The organism is Sulfitobacter sp. SH22 (genome assembly GCF_965641905.1).
Classification (GTDB): Bacteria; Pseudomonadota; Alphaproteobacteria; order Rhodobacterales; family Rhodobacteraceae; genus Sulfitobacter.
In genome coordinates this window covers 2,597,384-2,615,634 of the sequence record NZ_OZ282573.1, presented here as the reverse complement: position 1 = coordinate 2,615,634, position 18,251 = coordinate 2,597,384, and the positions used below count along the sequence as shown (strand labels likewise).

The window sequence follows — 18,251 nt, the reverse complement described above, 5'->3', positions numbered from 1 at the left end:
CGCGTTGCGATGGCGGGATTTGAGTTTATTTTGCAAAATGAAACGGGTGGAGGGTCAGGCCACGGGCCAGGGTGATGTGGGGCAACCCATGTCATAGGGGAAGGGGTCATAGGTGACTTTGAGACCCTCTGCGCGCCAGGTTTTGAAGGCGGGATCGCTCAGGGTTGCCTGACAATACTCGCGAGCTGATTGGGACACCGGTAGATCATATCCGACGATCCGCGCGCAGACGGGGGCGTAGAACACATCCGCAAGGCTATAGCTGCCGAAAAGCCAGGGGCCTTTGCCGTCGGAGGCGTCCTTCGCATAGTCCCACAGTTCTTGCAGGCGGGCGAGATCATTGGCCAAGGCTTCGGAAACTGGGAACCCTTTGTTCACATGTTGAAGCTGCATGGGGCATTCGCCGCGCAGGGTTGAGAACCCGGCCGTCATTGCCGCACAGAGCCAGCGCGCGCGGGCGCGGGTGGACGGGTCTGTCGGCCAAAGTGCTTTGTCTGGGTGCCGTTCTGCCAGGGTTTCGGCCATGGCAAGGGTTTCGCCAATGATGTCGCCTTGGGGCGTTTTCAGGGCCGGCACCAGTTTGGCGGGGGCAAGATCAGCCATATCCTGCGCCATGGTGCCGCCATAGAGGCCCACCATATGGCTGCGATATGGCAGACCGAATTTTTCAAGCATCAGCCAGCCGCGTAGTGACCAGCTGGAGAAGGTTTTATCGCCGATATAAAGTTCATATGTCATGCGGGATTTCTAGCCAGCCAATGAGGGACTGTGCAAATTCTATTTTGTGGCGCGCGCCATCACGGAGAATGATTGATGTGGGTCACATCCCACCGCGCAGGCGACACCGTGATCTGGGTGGCTGACAGATTGTCAATTTTATGGTTGAATGCGGCTTTTGCGCTGATGTTCAAGGCGCGCTGGACCTGCGTGAGGATGACGCCAAAATGGGCAACCGCAATGATATGCTCATTCGGATACATCACGTTCAGGCGATCCACAGCGGCATTGATACGCCGGGCTGCCATGTTCCAGCTTTCACCGTCCGGGGCGGCAATGTCGCCGGGGGTGGTCCAATAAGCTTTGCTGAGCTCTGGATGATGCTTTGACACGTCGCTTGCATGCATGCCGTCCCACAGGCCGAAATCCAGCTCTCGTAATTCTGGCTTGTGAGGCAGGCGCTGGCGTTCGGGGTGCCCCAGCACATCTGCCGTTGCAGTCGCACGGACCAGATCGGAGGACACAAGAATGGCACGCTGCGGTAGATGTGCATTCAGGCGGGCGATTTGGGCTGTGTCCGACAGATCGGCGGGAACATCGCGCCATCCGACGAGGGTTTCTTCATGGGTGGGCCCATGCCTGATCCAGTGCCATGTTGTCATGCGATTTCCCCCCCCTTAGCCCCGAATTATTTCACCTGATCCTAGCGCCGGGTTCCTAGTCCTCAAGGTTTTGTGAACAGAAATCGAAAAAAGTTTTGAACCAAAGCGCCGCCCGAAGCGTTGCTAAAATAAAGAACCAAAATTTCGTTTATCAGGGGGTGATAACTGTGGCACTAACTCAAGCGCGTGAATTTTCGTTGACCCGTACCGCCATGAAGGCCGAGCTTTTGGATGCGGAAACCGAATTGAAGCTGGCCTATGCCTGGCGCGACCAGCGGGACGAGGAGGCACTGCATCGGTTGATCACCGCCTACATGCGGCTGGCGATCTCGATGGCGAGTAAATTCAAGCGCTACGGCGCGCCGATGAACGACCTTATTCAAGAAGCAAGCCTTGGCCTGATGAAGGCCGCTGACAAATTCGACCCGGACCGCGGTGTGCGGTTTTCGACCTATGCGGTTTGGTGGATCAAGGCGAGCATTCAGGACCACGTGATGCGCAACTGGTCGATGGTGCGCACGGGGTCCACGTCATCGCAGAAGTCGCTGTTTTTCAACATGCGCCGCGTGCAGGCCCGTCTTGAGCGTGAAGCCCAGGTTGCGGGCGAGGCACTGGACAAGCACCAGCTGCGGCAAATGATCTCGACCGAGATTGGCGTGCCGATGCATGACGTTGAAATGATGGAAGGACGTTTGTCCGGTTCTGATTATTCGTTGAACGCGACCCAATCTTCGGAAGACGAGGGGCGCGAGTGGATTGATGCGTTGGTCGATGACAGTGCGCAGGCCGCCGAAAAGGTGGAGGAAAGTCACGACATCACCACGCTTCGCAACTGGTTGCTGGGCGCGATGCATGCCTTGAGCGAACGCGAGCAGTTTATTGTGCGCGAGCGCAAGCTGCGCGACCAGCCCCGCACATTGGAAAGCCTTGGCGAGGAATTGAACCTGTCCAAAGAACGGGTGCGCCAGCTTGAGGCTGCGGCCTTTGGCAAGATGCGCAAAACGCTTGAGACGCAGTCCTCCGAAGTTCATCACTTCTTGATGTGATCAGGTTTTTAGCGGCCTTTATACTGTTCCCGATCATCGCCATGGCGCAACCCCTTGGCGATGATGGATTTGCGCGGCTCGCTGCTGCGCAAATTGTCGTTCTGGGGGAAAGCCATGATAACCCGGCCCACCATCAGACGCAGGCAGATATCATTGCGCGTATGTCCCCCACAGCTGTGGTTTACGAGATGCTGACCACCGATCAAGCTGCCGTGGTGCGGGTGGATCTGGTTAGTGATCAAAGCGCGTTGGAACAGGCGCTGGGCTGGAACGGAACGGGCTGGCCGGATTTTTCGATGTATTACCCGATATTTGCGGCGTCCCCCTTGGCTGCGGTCTATGGGGCGGCTGTCCCACGAGAGACGGCGCGCCAAGCCATGAAAGACGGCATTTTTGCTGCGTTCGGGGCGGATGCCGGCACCTACGGGCTGGACGTTCCGTTGACCGATAAGCAGCAAGCCACACGCGAGGCTTTGCAGATGGCGGCCCATTGCGATGCCCTGCCACCCGAGCTGTTGCCTGCGATGGTCGATGTGCAGCGCCTGCGCGATGCGCGGTTGGCGCAAACCGCGCTGCGGGCGCTGAACGAAACTGGCGGTCCGGTTGTGGTGATCACCGGCAATGGCCATGCGCGTGCCGATTGGGGTGTTCCGGCGGCAATCAAGACGGCCCGGCCTGATGTGACCACTGTGTCTGTGGGGCAGGGCGAAGACGGGGCCGCACCCCGAGGGGCGTTTCGATCTTGTCTTGCAGTCCCCGTCTGTCGCGCGCGAAGACCCTTGTCTGGGATTTACCAAGCAGTGATGGGGCTGGCAGAACCGGCGCTTGCAGCTTATGGTTCAGCCTGATTGCGTTAAAAAGGGCTGAACATGCTGGCTGGCAAACATATTCTGCTGATTATCGGTGGCGGTATCGCGGCGTTCAAATCACTGGATCTGATCCGCCGTTTGCGCGAACGCGGCGCAACCGTGACCCCCGTTCTGACCCGCGCAGGCGAAGAGTTTGTGACCCCCTTGTCCGTGTCCGCATTGGCGGGGCAAAGGCTTTATCGCGACCTGTTCGATCTGGGGGACGAAGCCGAGATGGGGCATATCCAGCTGAGCCGTGTTGCGGATTTGGTGGTCGTGGCACCGGCAACGGCTGATTTGATGGCCAAGATGGCGGGCGGATTGGCAAACGATCTTGCATCGACCTTGTTGCTTGCCACGGATACGCCGGTGATGATTGCACCTGCGATGAACGTGCGCATGTGGGAACACGCGGCCACGCAGCGCAACCTTGCCACGTTGCGCGGTGACGGGATTACCGTTGTCGGCCCCAATGACGGTGACATGGCCTGTGGTGAATTCGGCCCCGGCCGGATGTCGGAACCGCTCGAGATCGTGGCGGCGATTGAAGCCCGGCTGAACGATGGCCCGCTGAACGGGCGGCGTATTCTGGTCACGTCAGGCCCGACCCATGAACCGATTGATCCCGTGCGCTATATCGCGAACCGGTCTTCCGGTGCGCAAGGAACGGCGATTGCCAGCGCCCTGGCGGCGTTGGGGGCCGATGTTGTGTTCGTCACCGGCCCCGCCGATGTGCCGCCGCCAAGCGGTGTGCAGGTCGTGCGCGTCGAGACGGCGCTCCAGATGCAGGAAGCCGTGAATGCGGCGTTGCCCGTCGATGCGGGGGTCTTTGCCGCCGCGGTGGCCGATTGGCGGGTGACATCGGCCAGCGACCGTAAATTGAAGAAATCCAAAGACGGTTTGCCAATGCTCGAGTTTGCGGAAAACCCGGACATCCTGAAGTCGGTCAGCCAGATGACGCAAGGACGGCCCAAACTGGTTGTCGGCTTTGCCGCCGAAACGAATGACGTGATTGAAAACGCCACGGCGAAACGTCTGCGCAAGGGATGTGACTGGATCGTGGCAAATGATGTGTCACCCGCCACAGGGATCATGGGCGGCGGTGAAAATGCAGTGACCCTGATCAGTGACGACGGGGCAGAAGACTGGCCGCGTATGGGCAAGGATCAGGTGGCCAAGCAGTTGGCCGCACGCATTGCCGAGGCGTTGAAGTAAAAGATTCTATGCCTTCGGCGAGGATTTGGAACCATTTGGAAGCATTTGCTGCGTCACGGTTTGTGAGGAATGAATATGTCTGAAATCAAGTTTATGCGGGTTGCCGGGAATGCGGATTTGCCGTTACCCGGATATGAAACCGCTGGCGCGGCGGGGATGGATCTGCGGGCGTTTCTGCCTGAGGGGCCGATGGTGTTTGCAAAGGGCGATATCAAGCTGATTTCGACCGGGTTTCATGTTGAGCTGCCCCGCGGCACGGAAATGCAGATACGGCCACGTTCTGGCCTGGCGCTAAAGCACGGGTTTTTGATCCCCAATGCCCCCGGCACGGTAGACGAGGATTATCGCGGCGTGGTGATGGTGGGGCTGTACTATGTTGGCGATGCACCGTTCGAGATACAGCATGGCGACCGGATTGCGCAGGCGGTGATTGCCCAAGTTACGCGCTATGCCACGGCCGAGGTGACAGAATTGTCGGATAGTGAACGTGGGGCAGGCGGGTTCGGATCGACCGGCCTGAAATAGCAAGGGCCGGGCTTTTTGGGTTGGTGTCGGCGGAAAAATGCTTAGGTTGCGGATCTGTTGCAGCCACATAATCAGATGAATTCGGGGCCAGATGTTACTTGTTGTTATTCTTGCGGCCGTGATCTGGGGCGTCGGTGCCGCGATGGGCCGGTCGCGTGAGAGCCGGCTGAAACTGTTGGGCGTCTTGCTGGGTGCCGTGATTGGCGTGAATCTATTGCTGCCGGACGGGCATCCTTTGCGTGAAGCGACAGGTGCAACTGCGGCACCCTGGTTGCTTTTGACCGGATTCGTCTTGCTGGTTTTCGGCTATGGCTGGGGGGTGAAATATCTGCGTGGCCGGAGCGCAGCGGTTCAAGACACCCCGATCCCGCAATCGGGAAGTTTCTCGGAGACCGAACTGAACCGATATGCCCGCCATATCGTGCTGCGCGAGGTCGGCGGTGCCGGTCAAAAGGCGCTGAAAAACGCCAAGGTTCTGGTTGTCGGTGCCGGTGGTCTGGGCGCGCCGGTTTTGCAATATCTTGCCGCGGCTGGTGTCGGTACGATCGGGGTGATTGACGACGATGTGGTCGACAATGCGAACCTGCAACGTCAGGTCATTCACAAAGACCGCAACATCGGCATGCCCAAGGTGTTCTCGGCGCAGGCCGAGCTGGAGGCGCAGAACCCTTTCGTCACTGTGCACCCCTATAACCGCCGGTTGGACGATGACATCGCCGCCACCTTGATCGCTGAATACGATATCGTTCTGGACGGAACCGATAATTTCGACACCCGCTATCTGGTAAACCGTGCCTGCGTCGCTGCCGGTGTTCCGTTGGTCTCGGGCGCGCTGAGCCAATGGGAGGGTCAGCTGAGCGTCTTTGACCCTGCCAAGGGTGCGCCATGTTATCAATGTGTGTTTCCCCAAGCCCCCGCCGCCCATCTGGCACCGTCTTGTGCGCAGGCCGGGGTGATCGGGCCCTTGCCCGGCGTCATCGGGTCTATGATGGCGGTCGAGGCGATCAAGGTGATCACAGGGGCCGGTGCGCCGTTGCGTGGCCAGATGGTGATGTATGATGCGCTTTATGGGGAAAACCGCGTGATCGGTGTCAGCAAGCGCGATGATTGCCCGGTGTGTGGTACCCCATCTTAAATGCGGCACGGATCAAAAACAGCGCTACACTGATCACAGTCCAAATGAGGAGGAATTCATGAAACGATTCGCACTTGCCGCCGTTGTGGCCTTTGCTCCGCTTGCGGTATTCGCCGAAGGTGTGGCGCATAAGGTTGCCATTCACGTCGACCAAAATGACCCACAGGTGATGAACATGGCGCTGAATAACGCTGCAAACGTCGCCAGCTATTATGAAAGCCAAGGCGATACAGTCACCATTGAAATGGTGACCTATGGCCCCGGTCTGAACATGTTGATCGCTGACAAAAGCCCGGTCGCGCAACGTATTTCCGCGATGTCCCTGGAAATGGACAACATCAGTTTTTCGGCCTGTGCAAATACGATGGCCGGCATGAAGAAAAAGACAGGTCACGATGTTGTTTTGCTATCTGAGGCAACCGTTGTGCCCTCAGGTGTGGTTCGGTTGATCGAATTGCAAGAAGACGGGTTCGCATACGTGCGCCCATGAATAGTGACCGGCCCCAGGGTGTATCCATGTGCCCGGGGTCGGGTTTTCTACACGCCTAGACCCTTGTTATTTCGGTTTCGGAACGGGTTCCTGCATCCGCAACATGATAAGTCCCCTGACACTGCTGGATACGGCGGGTCATTTTTGCCCCCATTTTGCCTTTGGTCATGTCTGCGTATCCACGCAGACGATTGCAACCTTCCGCCCCGAACCCTACCTTGTTCGGCAAAGGAGAATACCATGACAAACCCCTTGCTTCAGGACTGGGATACGCCGTTTGAACTGGCCCCGTTTGACAAGATTTCAGACAGCAATTTCGAGCCCGCGCTGGATGAGGCGCTGACCACGCACCGCATGGAGATTGATGCGATCGCCAGCTGCGATGTCGCGCCGACATTCGGCAACACGATTGAGGCGCTGGAAGAGGCGGGCAGCCAGCTTGACCGCGTGCTGGGGGTGTTTTTCACCGTGGCGGGCGCAGACAGCAATCCGCTTCGCGAAGAATTGCAGCGCAGGTTTTCCCCGCTTCTGGCGGCGCATTTTTCCGAGATATCAAGCAACAAGGCATTGTTCGCCCGTGTGGCCGAGGTGTGGGCCAAGCGCGACAGCTTTGATTTGACCCCAGAGCAAGCCCGCGTGCTGATGCTGACCCATCGCGGGTTTGTACGCTCTGGTGCCGCCTTGGAAGGTGCCGAGGATGCGCGAATGAAGGAAATCAAGGGCCGGTTGGCGGTGCTTGGTACGCAATTCACCCAGAACCTTTTGGCAGATGAACGGTCATGGTTCATGAAGCTTGAGGAAGCCGACCTTGAGGGGTTGCCCGAGTTCGTCATTGACGCCGCGCGCAATGCGGGCGCGGAAAAAGACGCAGGCGGCCCGGTCATTACGCTGTCTCGGTCACTGATCGTGCCGTTCCTGCAATTCTCGCCCCGCCGCGACCTGCGCGAAAAGGCGTTTCTGGCGTGGCAGGCACGTGGAGCCAACGAGGGCGATACGGATAACCGCGCCATCGCCGCTGAAACACTGGCATTGCGCGAAGAACGCGCCAAGCTGCTGGGCTATAAGAATTTCGCAGCCTTCAAGTTGGAAACCGAAATGGCAAAGACGCCGGATGCCGTCCGGCAGTTGTTGATGGATGTGTGGGCCCCGGCCAAGGCGCAGGCCGAGGCGGATGGTGCCGTGCTGACTGAGATGATGCATGCGGATGGCGTGAACGCGGATCTGGCCCCCTGGGATTGGCGGTATTACGCGGAAAAACGGCGCATGGCCGAACATGACCTCGATGAAGCCGCGTTGAAACCGTATTTCCAGTTGGACCGTATGATTGACGCGGCCTTTAGCTGCGCCACGCGTTTGTTCTCTCTCGAATTCGCGCCCCTTGATGTGCCGCTCTATCATCCGGATTGTCGCGCCTGGGAAGTGACGCGGAACGGGAAGCATGTTGCCGTGTTCATCGGTGACTATTTCGCCCGCGGATCAAAGCGGTCGGGTGCGTGGTGTTCCGCCATGCGCGCTCAGGCCAAGTTCCCGGCCGAGCAATCGCCGATCGTGATCAACGTTTGCAACTTTGCCAAAGGGTCACCCGCACTTTTGTCCTATGACGATGCGCGGACCTTGTTTCACGAGTTCGGCCACGCATTGCATCAGATGTTGTCGAATGTAACCTATGAATCCGTGAGCGGGACATCGGTCGCCCGCGACTTTGTGGAGCTGCCAAGCCAGCTGTACGAGCACTGGCTGGAAGTGCCCGAGGTGCTGGGCGAATTTGCGGTCCACGCCAAAACCGGCGAAGCCATGCCCAAAGATATGCTGGACAAAGTTCTGGGTGCAGCCAACTTTGACATGGGATTTTCGACTGTAGAATATGTCGCGTCCGCCCTGGTTGACCTGGAGTTTCATGATGCGCCACCACCTGGCGATCCGATGGTCAAGCAGGCGGAAATTCTGGCGGGTTTGGGCATGCCACCCGCGATCACCATGCGCCATGCGACACCGCAATTCGCGCATGTCTTTTCCGGGGACGGATATTCCAGCGGATATTATAGCTATATGTGGTCCGAAGTGATGGATGCAGATGCGTTCCAGGCGTTCGAAGAAAAGGGAAATGCATTTGACCCCGAAAGGGCCAAGGCGCTCGAAGAGCATATCCTTTCCACAGGCGGCAGTCGCGACGCGGCAGAGCTCTATACGGCGTTTAGAGGGCGGTTGCCGGGTGTTGAGGCATTGCTGAAAGGGCGCGGGTTAATCGCGGCTTGAAAAAGAACTTTTTGCCTTCGGCGAGAGTTTAAGGGCAAAATGAAAAACGGGGCAGACCGCTCTGATTTCATTTTGCCAAATAAACTCAAATTCCACCCGCAAGGCAGGGGCCATCAATAGCCTAAAGTGCGATCGACCAGATGCAGGAAACCTTGGCCGGTTTCTCCGCGTTGGATGTTTTCGACGATCACCTGTGAGGCTGTCACGGCGCGGGTTTCTGCGGCGATATGGGGGGTCACGGTGACATGTGGATGTGCCCAGTAGGGATGCTCTGCGGGTAAGGGTTCGATACGGAACACGTCTAGGGTGGCATGTGCAATCTTGCCGCTATCAAGTGCGCCGATGAGCGCATCATCGTCGATCAAGGGTCCGCGGCCGGGGTTGATGATGAAGGCCCCATCCGGCATCGCTGCCAATGCGGCCTTGTTGATTATGTTTTCGGTCGCGGGCGTGTCGGGCAGCAAAAGCACCAGTATTTCGCTGCGTGCAAGGACGTCTTGCAGGCCCTGATCCCCGTGAAAGCATTTTACACCCGGTTCGGACTTGGCGCTGCGTGACCAGCCGGCCACATCGAACCCCAGATTGACGAGCGTTCTGGCGGTCTCGGCACCCAGTGCCCCCATGCCCAGAATGCCGACTTTGCGTTCCTGTGCGAGCGGCGGCGTGCGCGGTGTCCAGTCGGTGCCTGTGTGCAGAATGTCGATATCCAGCCCAAGGTGATAGCGCATGACGTGCCCGGTCACCCATTCGACCATCCCTTTGGTGAGGCCCGGGTCCACCATGCGGGCCAGCGGGATATGCAGCGTCGTGTTGCCGGTGATCTTTTCGACGCCTGCCCACAGGTTCAACACAGCTTTGGCGCGGGTGTAGGGGGTGAAATCCTGCAAGGTGCTGTTTGGGGCATAGACGATATAGTCGACTTCGGAAGGGGGGATATCCAGCTTTAGCTTCGCGGTAATCCCTGCTGCACGCAGCGCATCGCGCAAGGGTTTTTCATAGACCGTCCAGCGTTCGGGGCGTGCGGCGAATAGGATGTTCAGGGACATTCAGACCTACCTTGGGCGATGGACATGTGCGGATTGGACCAGCCCGAAGGCAAGCAAGAGAACAAGCATCGCCGAGCCGCCGTAGCTGACCAGTGGCAGTGGCACGCCCACGACGGGGGCCATGCCCATCACCATCGACATGTTGACCGCAAAGAACAAAAAGAAGTTCAGAGCAATGCCCAAGGTGAGCAGGGAGGAAAAGCGATCCTTGTTGATCACCGCAGCGGCGATGCAGAAAATGATGATCAGGGCATAGAGGCCCAGCAATGAAAAGCCACCGATGAACCCGAATTCTTCGGCCAAGGTGGTAAAGATGAAATCGGTGTGTTTCTCGGGCAGGAAGTTTAGGCGCGATTGCGTCCCTTGCATAAAGCCGCGCCCTGTCCAGCCACCTGATCCCAGGGCAATCTTGGATTGGGTGATGTGATACCCTGCGCCCAACGGGTCTGTGCTGGGGTCAATAAAGGTGTCGATCCGGCGGAACTGATAATCCTTGAGCAATTGCCACGGCGTTCCGCGCGACTGAAATACGGCGGTGACCAAGCCGATACCTGCCGTGATGACGACGGCAAAATAGGCCCAATGCACGCCGGCTAGAAACATGAGCCCGCCGCCTGCGAACATCAGCAAAAGCGCGGTGCCAAGATCGGGCTGCTTGAGCACCAGGGCCGTGGGGACAAGGATCATGACGATCGGAATGAATACCCAGATCGGGCGCGATGTCCGCTTGGCGGGCAGCCAGTCGTAATAGGCGGCCAGCATCATCACCAAGGTGATCTTCATCAGTTCCGAGGGTTGCAGCCGGAACGACCCCAATTCGATCCAGCGCTGTGCGCCCATTCCGACAGACCCGAAAAGTTCAACCCCGATGAGCAGCACCACCGTCCCGAGATAGGCAACGCCAGCAAGGTTGCGCCACATCCAGATGGGCACCATGCCAACCGCGATCATCAAGCTAAGCCCGAGGGCAAAGCGTTTCATCTGCGGTTCGGCCCAAGGTGTGAAGGTGCCCCCCGCGACGGAATAGAGCATCAGGAAACCGACACAGGACACGGCGATCAGCAAGATCGTCAGCGGCCAGTTCAGGTGCAGTATTTTCCGCAATCCCGTGGGGACGTGTTTGACGGTATATTCAAGATAACTCATGCCTGATCTTTACCCTTAATCGTGGCCTGAGGCTGCACGTCACGCAGTTCCTTTTGTTGCGCGGCAATTCTGCCCCTATCGGCTGTAGGGTAAGCATCCAGGGGCGGCTCTCCGTCATAGAGCGCTTGCAACAGGACGTCGCGGGCAATGGGTGCGGCGGCGGTCGATCCGCCCCCGCCATGTTCGACCAGAACAGAGACGGCATAGCGCGGTTTGTCTGAGGGGGCAAAGGCCACGAAAAGCGCGTGGTCGCGGCGTTCCCATGGCAGGTCCTCGTTTCGGCTTACACCGCGTGCGCGTTCGGCCGTGGTAATATTTCGCACCTGACTTGTACCGGTCTTGCCGGCCATCCGCATGCCTTCGGCAATGATGCGGGACCGGTACCCGGTCCCCCTGCGATCATTGACGACCACATGCATCCCCTTGCGAATTTTGCGCAGGTTGTTTTCGTTCATCCCCAGCGGTTCGCCCCCGCCCGAGGGTTGTTCAATGCCGTCGATGGATTTGATGAGGCGCGGCGTAACCATGCGGTTTGTGGCCATCCGCGCCGTCATCACCGCCAATTGCAACGGCGAGCTGAGGGTAAACCCCTGACCGATCGAGGCGTTGACGGTGTCGCCGATCACCCAGTCCGCGCCGCGGGTTGTGGCTTTCCATTCTTTGGTGGGCGCAAGGCCGGCCGCCACTGAGGACAGGGGCAGGTCGTGACGGATGCCCAGACCGAACCGCTTGGCGATTTCCGATATCTTCTCGATCCCGACTTTGAGCGCCAGATCATAGTAATAAACGTCACACGACTGCTTGAGCGAGTTTTCAAGATCGACCCACCCATGACCGGCACGCTTCCAGCAATGGAACTTGCGGCCCCCGACCTCGAGGTGACCGGGGCAATAGACGGTTTCGTCTGGCCCGATGATACCTTCCTCCAAGGCCGCCATCGCGACGACCATTTTATAGGTCGAACCGGGCGGATAGGTGCCTTGGACAGTTTTGTTCACCAGCGGGCGGTACTTCGATTCAAGCATCGGATTGTAATCGGCCGATGAAATGCCGCCGATGAACAGGTTCGGATCATAGCTGGGCGAGGACGCGTTCGCCACCAGATCACCGTTTTCGCAATCAATGATAACGACCGCAGCGCTTTCGTTGCCAAGCCGTGCCTGAACATAGTTTTGCAGCTTGGAATCGATGGTCAGCTGGATGTCGGCACCTGATTGGCCTTCGCGCCGGGACAGTTCGCGCATCACACGGCCTGTTGCGTTCACCTCGACCTGCTTTGTGCCAGCGACCCCGCGCAGCAACCCTTCCTCGCGGGCTTCGACATTAATGCGGCCGATTTGAAAGCGGGGGATGCGCAGCACGGCATCGGGTATTTCCTGAGCATCCAGATCGGATTGGCTCACGCGGCCGACGCGCCCGACGATATGGGCAAAATCCGACCCGCGCGGATAGACCCGTGTCAGGCCGACCTCTGGGCTGACACCGGGCAATGCGGGGGCATTCACGGAAACGCGGCTCAGGTCATCCCAGCTGACGTTATCGGCCACGGTGACCGGCAAGAACCGTTCGGCGGCTTTTACCTCGGCAATGGCGCGGTCCCGCGCTTCGGGGTCCAGCCGGAGGACTTTGGCCAGCCGGTGCATCACCTCTTCGACATCGCCGACTTCCTCGCGGACCATGACAATGCGGTAGGACGGGACGTTCTGGGCCAGTTGCACACCATTGCGGTCGAAAATTTCGCCGCGTGTCGGAGGGATCAGGCGGATGTTGATCCGGTTTTCTTCGGCCAGCAGCAAATATTGATCGGCCTGATCGACCTGGAGATAGTTCATGCGTGCAGCAAGGCCGCCCATGAACAGCAATTGCACGCCGCCCAACAGTGCGGCACGGCGGCTCAGCTTGGCTTGGCTGGCGTCTGATTCTGCTCTGCTGCGTCTCATTCCAGTCTCCTCACGCGCGGCCGCCGATGCTGTCGAAATCGCCCGGCGTCGCTTTGCGCACGCCCATGAAAACATGGGTGATCAAAACCACAACGGGATAGATCAAAACCGTCAATGCCAGCTCGATCAGGCTTAGCTTCAGGTCGGGCCGCGGGACCAGTACCAATGATAGCACTATGCGGTTCAACAGCAAAATCGCGAAAAGCCAAATTGTCACTGCCACCCATTCAGGCCCAAAGCTGCTGTCGCGCAATGTTCGCCCGCGCAGCTTCAGGTTCTCGCACGCGATCAACGCCAGCAAGGCCCAAAGCCCCGGGGGGCGTTGAAGCAGCAGATCGGTCAGCAAAAATATGGCACACAGCAAGACCGCAGGCACATAATCAGGCCGCCGCACGGACCATGCAAAGGCAAAGGCGATCAGAAAATCAGGCGCAATAAGGTACCGCGCGCCGCTTTGGTTCAGCAAATCGCGCAACCGCGCCTCGGCGGGGTCGATGCTGGCCAGCGGCGGCAGCAGATCAACCTGAAACAAGGCCACAGGTTGGGTTTCAATCGGCAAAAGGTGGAAAAACAACAAGATCAACGCAAGCAGCAAGAACACCGCGCGCATCATCCACAGGCGAAGAGGCGACAGCGTATCCATTATTCGCCAGGGGGCACGGGGATAGCCGGAGCCACGGCGGGCAAACGACCATCCAGAATGACAGAGCCCCCTTCGGTCACCGTTTCGGCACCGTGATCGCGCAACACCCGCAAGAATTCCAGCCGCTCAAAGTCGGCAGCAAGCCGCACGCGCAACCGCCCGCCGGGGTCAGCCGCAACTTGGCCGATCAACAGACCCGCGGGAAAAACACCCCCGTCGCCCGAGCTGATTACACGGTCGCCGGGACGCACAAGATCGGGGTTTTCCAGAAAATCAATCGGCGGTGCCGAGGAGTTATCGCCCGCAATGATCGCGCGTTGGCCCGAAGGCTGGATCGTTGCGGGGATACGGCTGGACGTGTCGGTTACCAGAATGACCCGTGCGGTGTCTTGCCCGACCCCCGATATCCGCCCGACAAGGCCGATGCCATCAACAGTGGCCCAGCCTTCGACGATGCCGTCCCGTGCGCCGACGTTCAGCAATACCGATTGCCGGAAAGGCGAGCCGGAATCGGCCAGCACCACGCCGGTGATATAGGTCAAACGCGGATCAAGCCGCACCTTGTTCAGGTCCAGCAAGCGCGCGTTTTCCTGTTCAAGCTGAAGGGCGGCTTCCTTCCAAGTCTGCATCTTGCGCAGTTCGGACCGCAGTTCCTGGTTTTGCACAGTCAGCCGCTGATAGCTTTGATAGTCGCGCAGCAGGTTCACGGCACCGGTTACCGGGGCCATGGCCCAATCCAGATTGGGCACGATCCTGTCAGTGATTTGTGCGCGAAACCGCTCAACACGCGGGCTGTCTATCCGCCACAAAAGGAACACGCCAAACAGAAGCAAAATCAGCACAGCCATCATGATCCGGCGCAAGGGCCGGCCAAAATCGTTGGAGGATGATCTGTCTATGGCCATGTCGTGACGTGTATCCTGCCTGTTGGGCAGGGCCGTCCTGCCGCTGGTCGGGCTTTGGTAAACTGTGCCTGATTAGCTGTCGTAGTCGATGGCATGGCGCAGTTGTTTTTCGTACTCCAGCGCTTTGCCGGTGCCCAAGGCCACACAATTTAGCGGCTCGTCAGCGACCGAGATCGCCAGACCGGTCTGCTCGCGCAGCGCCAGATCCAGATCGCCCAGCAACGCGCCACCACCGGTCAGCATCACGCCCCGGTCAACGATATCGGCGGCAAGGTCGGGTGGTGTTGTCTCAAGCGCGGTCATGACGGCTTCGCAGATTTGCTGCACGGGTTCGGCCAGCGCCTCGGCGATTTGCGCTTGGGTCACTTCGATTTCCTTGGGGACACCGTTCAACAGGTCGCGCCCGCGAATTTGCATCGATGTGCCGCGCCCGTCGTCGGGCATGCGGGCTGTACCGATAGATGTCTTGATGCGTTCGGCGGTAATTTCACCCACCAGCAGGTTTTGCTGACGGCGCAGGTAGCTGATGATCGCCTCGTCCATGCGGTCACCACCGACGCGAACGGAACGCGCGTAAACGATGTCGCCCAGCGACAGAACCGCAACTTCGGTCGTACCACCACCGATATCGACAACCATGTTACCGGTTGGGTCGGTGATCGGCATGCCCGCACCAATCGCAGCAGCAATCGGTTCGGCAATCAAACCGGCGCGGCGCGCACCAGCCGACAGAACCGACTGACGGATCGCGCGCTTTTCAACGGGTGTAGCACCATGCGGCACGCACACGATGATCTTGGGCTTGGAGAAGGTCGAGCGTTTGTGCACCTTGCGGATGAAGTGCTTGATCATTTCCTCGGCGGTATCAAAGTCGGCAATCACGCCTTCGCGCATCGGACGTATCGCTTCGATGCTGCCCGGTGTCCGGCCCAGCATCAGCTTGGCGTCTTCGCCCACGGCCAGTACTTTTTTAACGCCGTCCTTGACGTGATAGGCCACAACGGAAGGTTCAGACAAAACGATGCCCTTGCCTTTGACGTAGACCAGCGTGTTCGCCGTCCCAAGGTCAATCGCCATATCGGATGAAAACAAACCACGGAATTGATCAAATATGGACATGAGCAGTAGAACCTTGCAAAAAATCTTATTGGCCCGGCGACTCTGATCAGAGGCGGGCTGTTTGGTGTATAGGACGATGCGCCCCAAGACGAAAGGGGGGTTGACTATCCGGGTGGCATGATGCCGCCACTGCGCTAGTATTTCAGGGAATAGGTCAAATCAGGGGAAAGAAAATGCAGAAAATCCAAGTACTCGGGGTCCATCACATCACGTTGATGGGGGCGGACCGTCAGACAAGCATTGATTTCTGGGAAGGGCTGCTGGGGATGCCGTTCATCTTTGACCAACCCAATCTGGACAACCCCGAAGAGGGGCATTTGTATTTCGATCCCGGCGACGGGCGCTTGATCACGATCTTCAGCAATGAAAACCGCAAGCCTGTTCACAGCCGCACCCCCACCGATGCGGGTTGCGTGCATCACGTTGCATTCGAGGTGGACCGCGCCATGTTCGATCAAGTGCTGGAGCGGCTCAAAGAACGCGGCATCGGCAATTCAGGCATCAAGGATCGCGGCTTTATGCATTCGATCTATTTCAAAGACCCGCTTGGGTTCCTGATCGAACTGGCCTGCTATACCTTCATCCCGCCGCGCGGATCGTCCCACGCCGAGGTGATGCTGGAGGCGCATAAACTGCGCGTTGCCCGTGGGGACCACCACATCGAACGCCAGCATCTGGCCGATGCAACGGTGATGATCGTGGAGCGGTCGCAACGGTCGCTGTCGGACGACCGGACGCCAAAAAACCCGTACTAAAAGAAAAAGGCAGGGTCGAAACCCTGCCTGATCTTATCAACCAGCGTCTTTATAGCTGATTTCGCGTTTGTCGGTGCCGCCTCTTTCGCGGCGCACCAGCAAACGGTTGAGCGCGTGAATATAGGCTTGGGCTGAACTGACGACTGTATCCGTGTTGGCGGCCTGCCCGGTCACGATGCGCCCGTCTTCCTCAAGCCGGACGGACACGGTCGCCTGCGCATCGGTGCCTTCGGTGACGGCGTGCACTTGATACAGTTGCAGGCGGGCGTTGTGATCAACCAAGGCTTTGATGCATTTGAACGACGCATCAACGGGGCCATCGCCGGTCTGTTCGGTGCTGAGTTCGGCCCCATCCACGGTCAGGGTCATCTTGGCCACGTTCGGCCCCTCGGTGCCGCAGACAACATGCATCGACTTCAGCTTGATCCGGTCGCTTTCAGGGTCTGCCGCTGTGCGCATCAAGGCAATCAGGTCTTCGTCATAGATTTCCTTTTTGCGATCGGCGAGTTCCTTGAACCGTACAAAGACGTCCTTGAGCTGGTTGTCGCCCAATTCGTAGCCAAGGTTTTCGAGCTTGGAGCGCAACGCGGCGCGGCCCGAATGTTTGCCCATGACGATATTGGTTTCGGTCAGGCCCACATCTTCGGGGCGCATGATCTCGAATGTTTCGGCGTTTTTCAGCATCCCGTCCTGGTGGATGCCGCTTTCGTGGGCAAAGGCGTTCTTGCCGACGATGGCCTTGTTGAACTGCACGGCAAAGCCCGACACGGTCGCAACACGGCGCGAGATGTTCATCAGCTTGGTGCTGTCCACGCCCGTCTGATAGGGCATGATGTCGTTGCGCACCTTCATGGCCATCACGACTTCTTCCAGCGCGGTGTTGCCAGCGCGTTCGCCAAGCCCGTTGATGGTACATTCGATCTGACGGGCACCCGCCTCGACGGCGGCAAGGCTGTTGGCGGTCGCCATACCAAGGTCGTTGTGGCAATGGGTAGCAAAGATGATCTCGTCCGCGCCGGGCACGTTTTCCAGCAGCTTGCGGATCAACTCGGCGCTTTCGCGCGGCGCGGTATAGCCGACGGTGTCGGGGATGTTGATCGTGGTCGCCCCCGCCTTGATCGCGATTTCGACGGTGCGGTACAGATAATCCAGCTCTGTCCGGGTGGCATCCATCGGGGACCATTGCACGTTGTCACACAGATTGCGCGCATGGGTGACGGTCTCGTGAATCCGCTCGGCCATTTCATCCATGGTGAGGTTCGGAATGGCGCGGTGCAGCGGCGAGGTGCCGATAAATGTGTGAATGCGTGGTTGGGCTGCGTGCTTCACGGCATCCCAGCAGCGGTCGATATCGCCAAGCTGCGCACGGGCCAGACCGCAGATCACCGAATTCTTCGACAGTTTTGCAATCTCGCTGACGGCGGCAAAGTCACCCTCGGAAGCGATGGGGAAGCCGGCTTCGATGATATCGACGCCCATTTCGTCCAGCAGGCCGGCGATTTCGATCTTTTCGGCATGGGTCATGGTTGCACCGGGCGATTGTTCGCCATCGCGCAACGTCGTGTCAAAGATCAAGACGCGGTCTTGTTTGGTCGTATCGGTCATGTTTTGGGTTCTTTCATTCTGCTTTTCAAATCCTTGGCGCGCTGCACATCCCTCTGAGCGGGCGCGCCGGATGGCACGCTCAGAGGCGGATTAGCAGGAGTAGGTTTGCACACAGCGACGGCGCGCTGGCGCGCGTCAGGGTCGGTGTATGATCAGCATAAGTCATGGGGCACGTTATACTGCTGCGAACCCAAATGG

General features: G+C 58.7%; 17 protein-coding genes. 8 read left to right on the top strand and 9 right to left on the bottom strand.

The window, feature by feature from the left end; all coding sequences use genetic code 11:
• Nucleotides 1–54: 54 nt before the first annotated feature.
• Together ACSQ13_RS14845 and ACSQ13_RS14840 are read right to left on the bottom strand one after the other, a co-directional pair.
• Nucleotides 55–738: a glutathione S-transferase gene (locus ACSQ13_RS14845; protein WP_295512463.1), complete on the bottom strand. Its 684-nt coding sequence runs from the start codon at nucleotides 736–738 to the stop codon at nucleotides 55–57.
• A gap of 59 nt (nucleotides 739–797) precedes the next feature.
• Nucleotides 798–1,379, bottom strand: coding sequence for a histidine phosphatase family protein (locus tag ACSQ13_RS14840; protein WP_295512461.1), 582 nt, complete (start codon nucleotides 1,377–1,379; stop codon nucleotides 798–800).
• A 212-nt stretch (nucleotides 1,380–1,591) separates the two neighbouring features.
• Here ACSQ13_RS14840 and ACSQ13_RS14835 point away from each other — a divergent pair, with 212 nt between their 5' ends.
• The 7 genes from ACSQ13_RS14835 (at nucleotide 1,592) to ACSQ13_RS14805 (ending at nucleotide 8,894) form a co-directional block, all read left to right on the top strand.
• Complete coding sequence (locus ACSQ13_RS14835) at nucleotides 1,592–2,425, top strand: RNA polymerase factor sigma-32 (RefSeq protein ID WP_373029879.1); 834 nt, start codon at nucleotides 1,592–1,594, stop codon at nucleotides 2,423–2,425.
• Nucleotides 2,426–2,466: 41 nt separating this feature from the next.
• Nucleotides 2,467–3,273, top strand: a complete 807-nt coding sequence (locus ACSQ13_RS14830) for a ChaN family lipoprotein (protein ID WP_295512458.1) — start codon at nucleotides 2,467–2,469, stop codon at nucleotides 3,271–3,273.
• A 21-nt stretch (nucleotides 3,274–3,294) separates the two neighbouring features.
• Nucleotides 3,295–4,488 carry a bifunctional phosphopantothenoylcysteine decarboxylase/phosphopantothenate--cysteine ligase CoaBC gene (gene coaBC, locus ACSQ13_RS14825; protein WP_176247980.1) on the top strand — a complete coding sequence of 398 codons (1,194 nt, stop codon included), beginning with the start codon at nucleotides 3,295–3,297 and terminating at the stop codon, nucleotides 4,486–4,488.
• Nucleotides 4,489–4,563: 75 nt separating this feature from the next.
• On the top strand, nucleotides 4,564–5,013 hold the full coding sequence (gene dut / locus ACSQ13_RS14820) for a dUTP diphosphatase (RefSeq protein ID WP_176247981.1): 450 nt from the start codon (nucleotides 4,564–4,566) through the stop codon (nucleotides 5,011–5,013).
• 91 nt (nucleotides 5,014–5,104) lie between these two features.
• Nucleotides 5,105–6,148, top strand: coding sequence for a HesA/MoeB/ThiF family protein (locus ACSQ13_RS14815; protein WP_176247982.1), 1,044 nt, complete (start codon nucleotides 5,105–5,107; stop codon nucleotides 6,146–6,148).
• 58 nt (nucleotides 6,149–6,206) lie between these two features.
• A complete protein-coding gene (locus tag ACSQ13_RS14810; protein ID WP_176247983.1) occupies nucleotides 6,207–6,638 on the top strand; it encodes a DsrE family protein in 432 nt (143 codons plus the stop codon).
• Nucleotides 6,639–6,878: 240 nt separating this feature from the next.
• Nucleotides 6,879–8,894, top strand: coding sequence for a M3 family metallopeptidase (locus ACSQ13_RS14805; RefSeq protein WP_176247984.1), 2,016 nt, complete (start codon nucleotides 6,879–6,881; stop codon nucleotides 8,892–8,894).
• A gap of 113 nt (nucleotides 8,895–9,007) precedes the next feature.
• Here ACSQ13_RS14805 and ACSQ13_RS14800 read toward each other — a convergent pair whose 3' ends face one another.
• The 6 genes from ACSQ13_RS14800 to ACSQ13_RS14775 all read right to left on the bottom strand — a co-directional run bounded on the left by ACSQ13_RS14800 (nucleotide 9,008) and on the right by ACSQ13_RS14775 (nucleotide 15,693).
• On the bottom strand, nucleotides 9,008–9,940 hold the full coding sequence (locus tag ACSQ13_RS14800; RefSeq protein WP_295512455.1) for a 2-hydroxyacid dehydrogenase: 933 nt from the start codon (nucleotides 9,938–9,940) through the stop codon (nucleotides 9,008–9,010).
• A gap of 6 nt (nucleotides 9,941–9,946) precedes the next feature.
• On the bottom strand, nucleotides 9,947–11,086 hold the full coding sequence (gene rodA, locus ACSQ13_RS14795) for a rod shape-determining protein RodA (protein ID WP_176247986.1): 1,140 nt from the start codon (nucleotides 11,084–11,086) through the stop codon (nucleotides 9,947–9,949).
• On the bottom strand, nucleotides 11,083–13,026 hold the full coding sequence (mrdA, locus tag ACSQ13_RS14790; RefSeq protein ID WP_176247987.1) for a penicillin-binding protein 2: 1,944 nt from the start codon (nucleotides 13,024–13,026) through the stop codon (nucleotides 11,083–11,085). Before mrdA ends, rodA begins: the two co-directional genes overlap by 4 nt.
• A gap of 10 nt (nucleotides 13,027–13,036) precedes the next feature.
• On the bottom strand, nucleotides 13,037–13,669 hold the full coding sequence (locus ACSQ13_RS14785) for a rod shape-determining protein MreD (protein ID WP_255200044.1): 633 nt from the start codon (nucleotides 13,667–13,669) through the stop codon (nucleotides 13,037–13,039).
• The gene (gene mreC, locus ACSQ13_RS14780; protein WP_176247988.1) at nucleotides 13,669–14,574 is read right to left on the bottom strand and encodes a rod shape-determining protein MreC; all 906 of its coding nucleotides are present in this window, start codon (nucleotides 14,572–14,574) and stop codon (nucleotides 13,669–13,671) included. Before mreC ends, ACSQ13_RS14785 begins: the two co-directional genes overlap by 1 nt.
• Before the next feature lie 72 nt (nucleotides 14,575–14,646).
• Nucleotides 14,647–15,693, bottom strand: coding sequence for a rod shape-determining protein (locus ACSQ13_RS14775; RefSeq protein WP_295512451.1), 1,047 nt, complete (start codon nucleotides 15,691–15,693; stop codon nucleotides 14,647–14,649).
• Nucleotides 15,694–15,866: 173 nt separating this feature from the next.
• On the opposite strand from ACSQ13_RS14775, the gene ACSQ13_RS14770 reads away from it, so the two are divergent.
• A complete protein-coding gene (locus ACSQ13_RS14770; RefSeq protein ID WP_176247989.1) occupies nucleotides 15,867–16,448 on the top strand; it encodes a VOC family protein in 582 nt (193 codons plus the stop codon).
• A gap of 36 nt (nucleotides 16,449–16,484) precedes the next feature.
• On the opposite strand, the gene ACSQ13_RS14765 is transcribed toward ACSQ13_RS14770, so the two are convergent.
• A complete protein-coding gene (locus ACSQ13_RS14765) occupies nucleotides 16,485–18,053 on the bottom strand; it encodes a 2-isopropylmalate synthase (RefSeq protein ID WP_176247990.1) in 1,569 nt (522 codons plus the stop codon).
• Nucleotides 18,054–18,251: the final 198 nt, after the last annotated feature.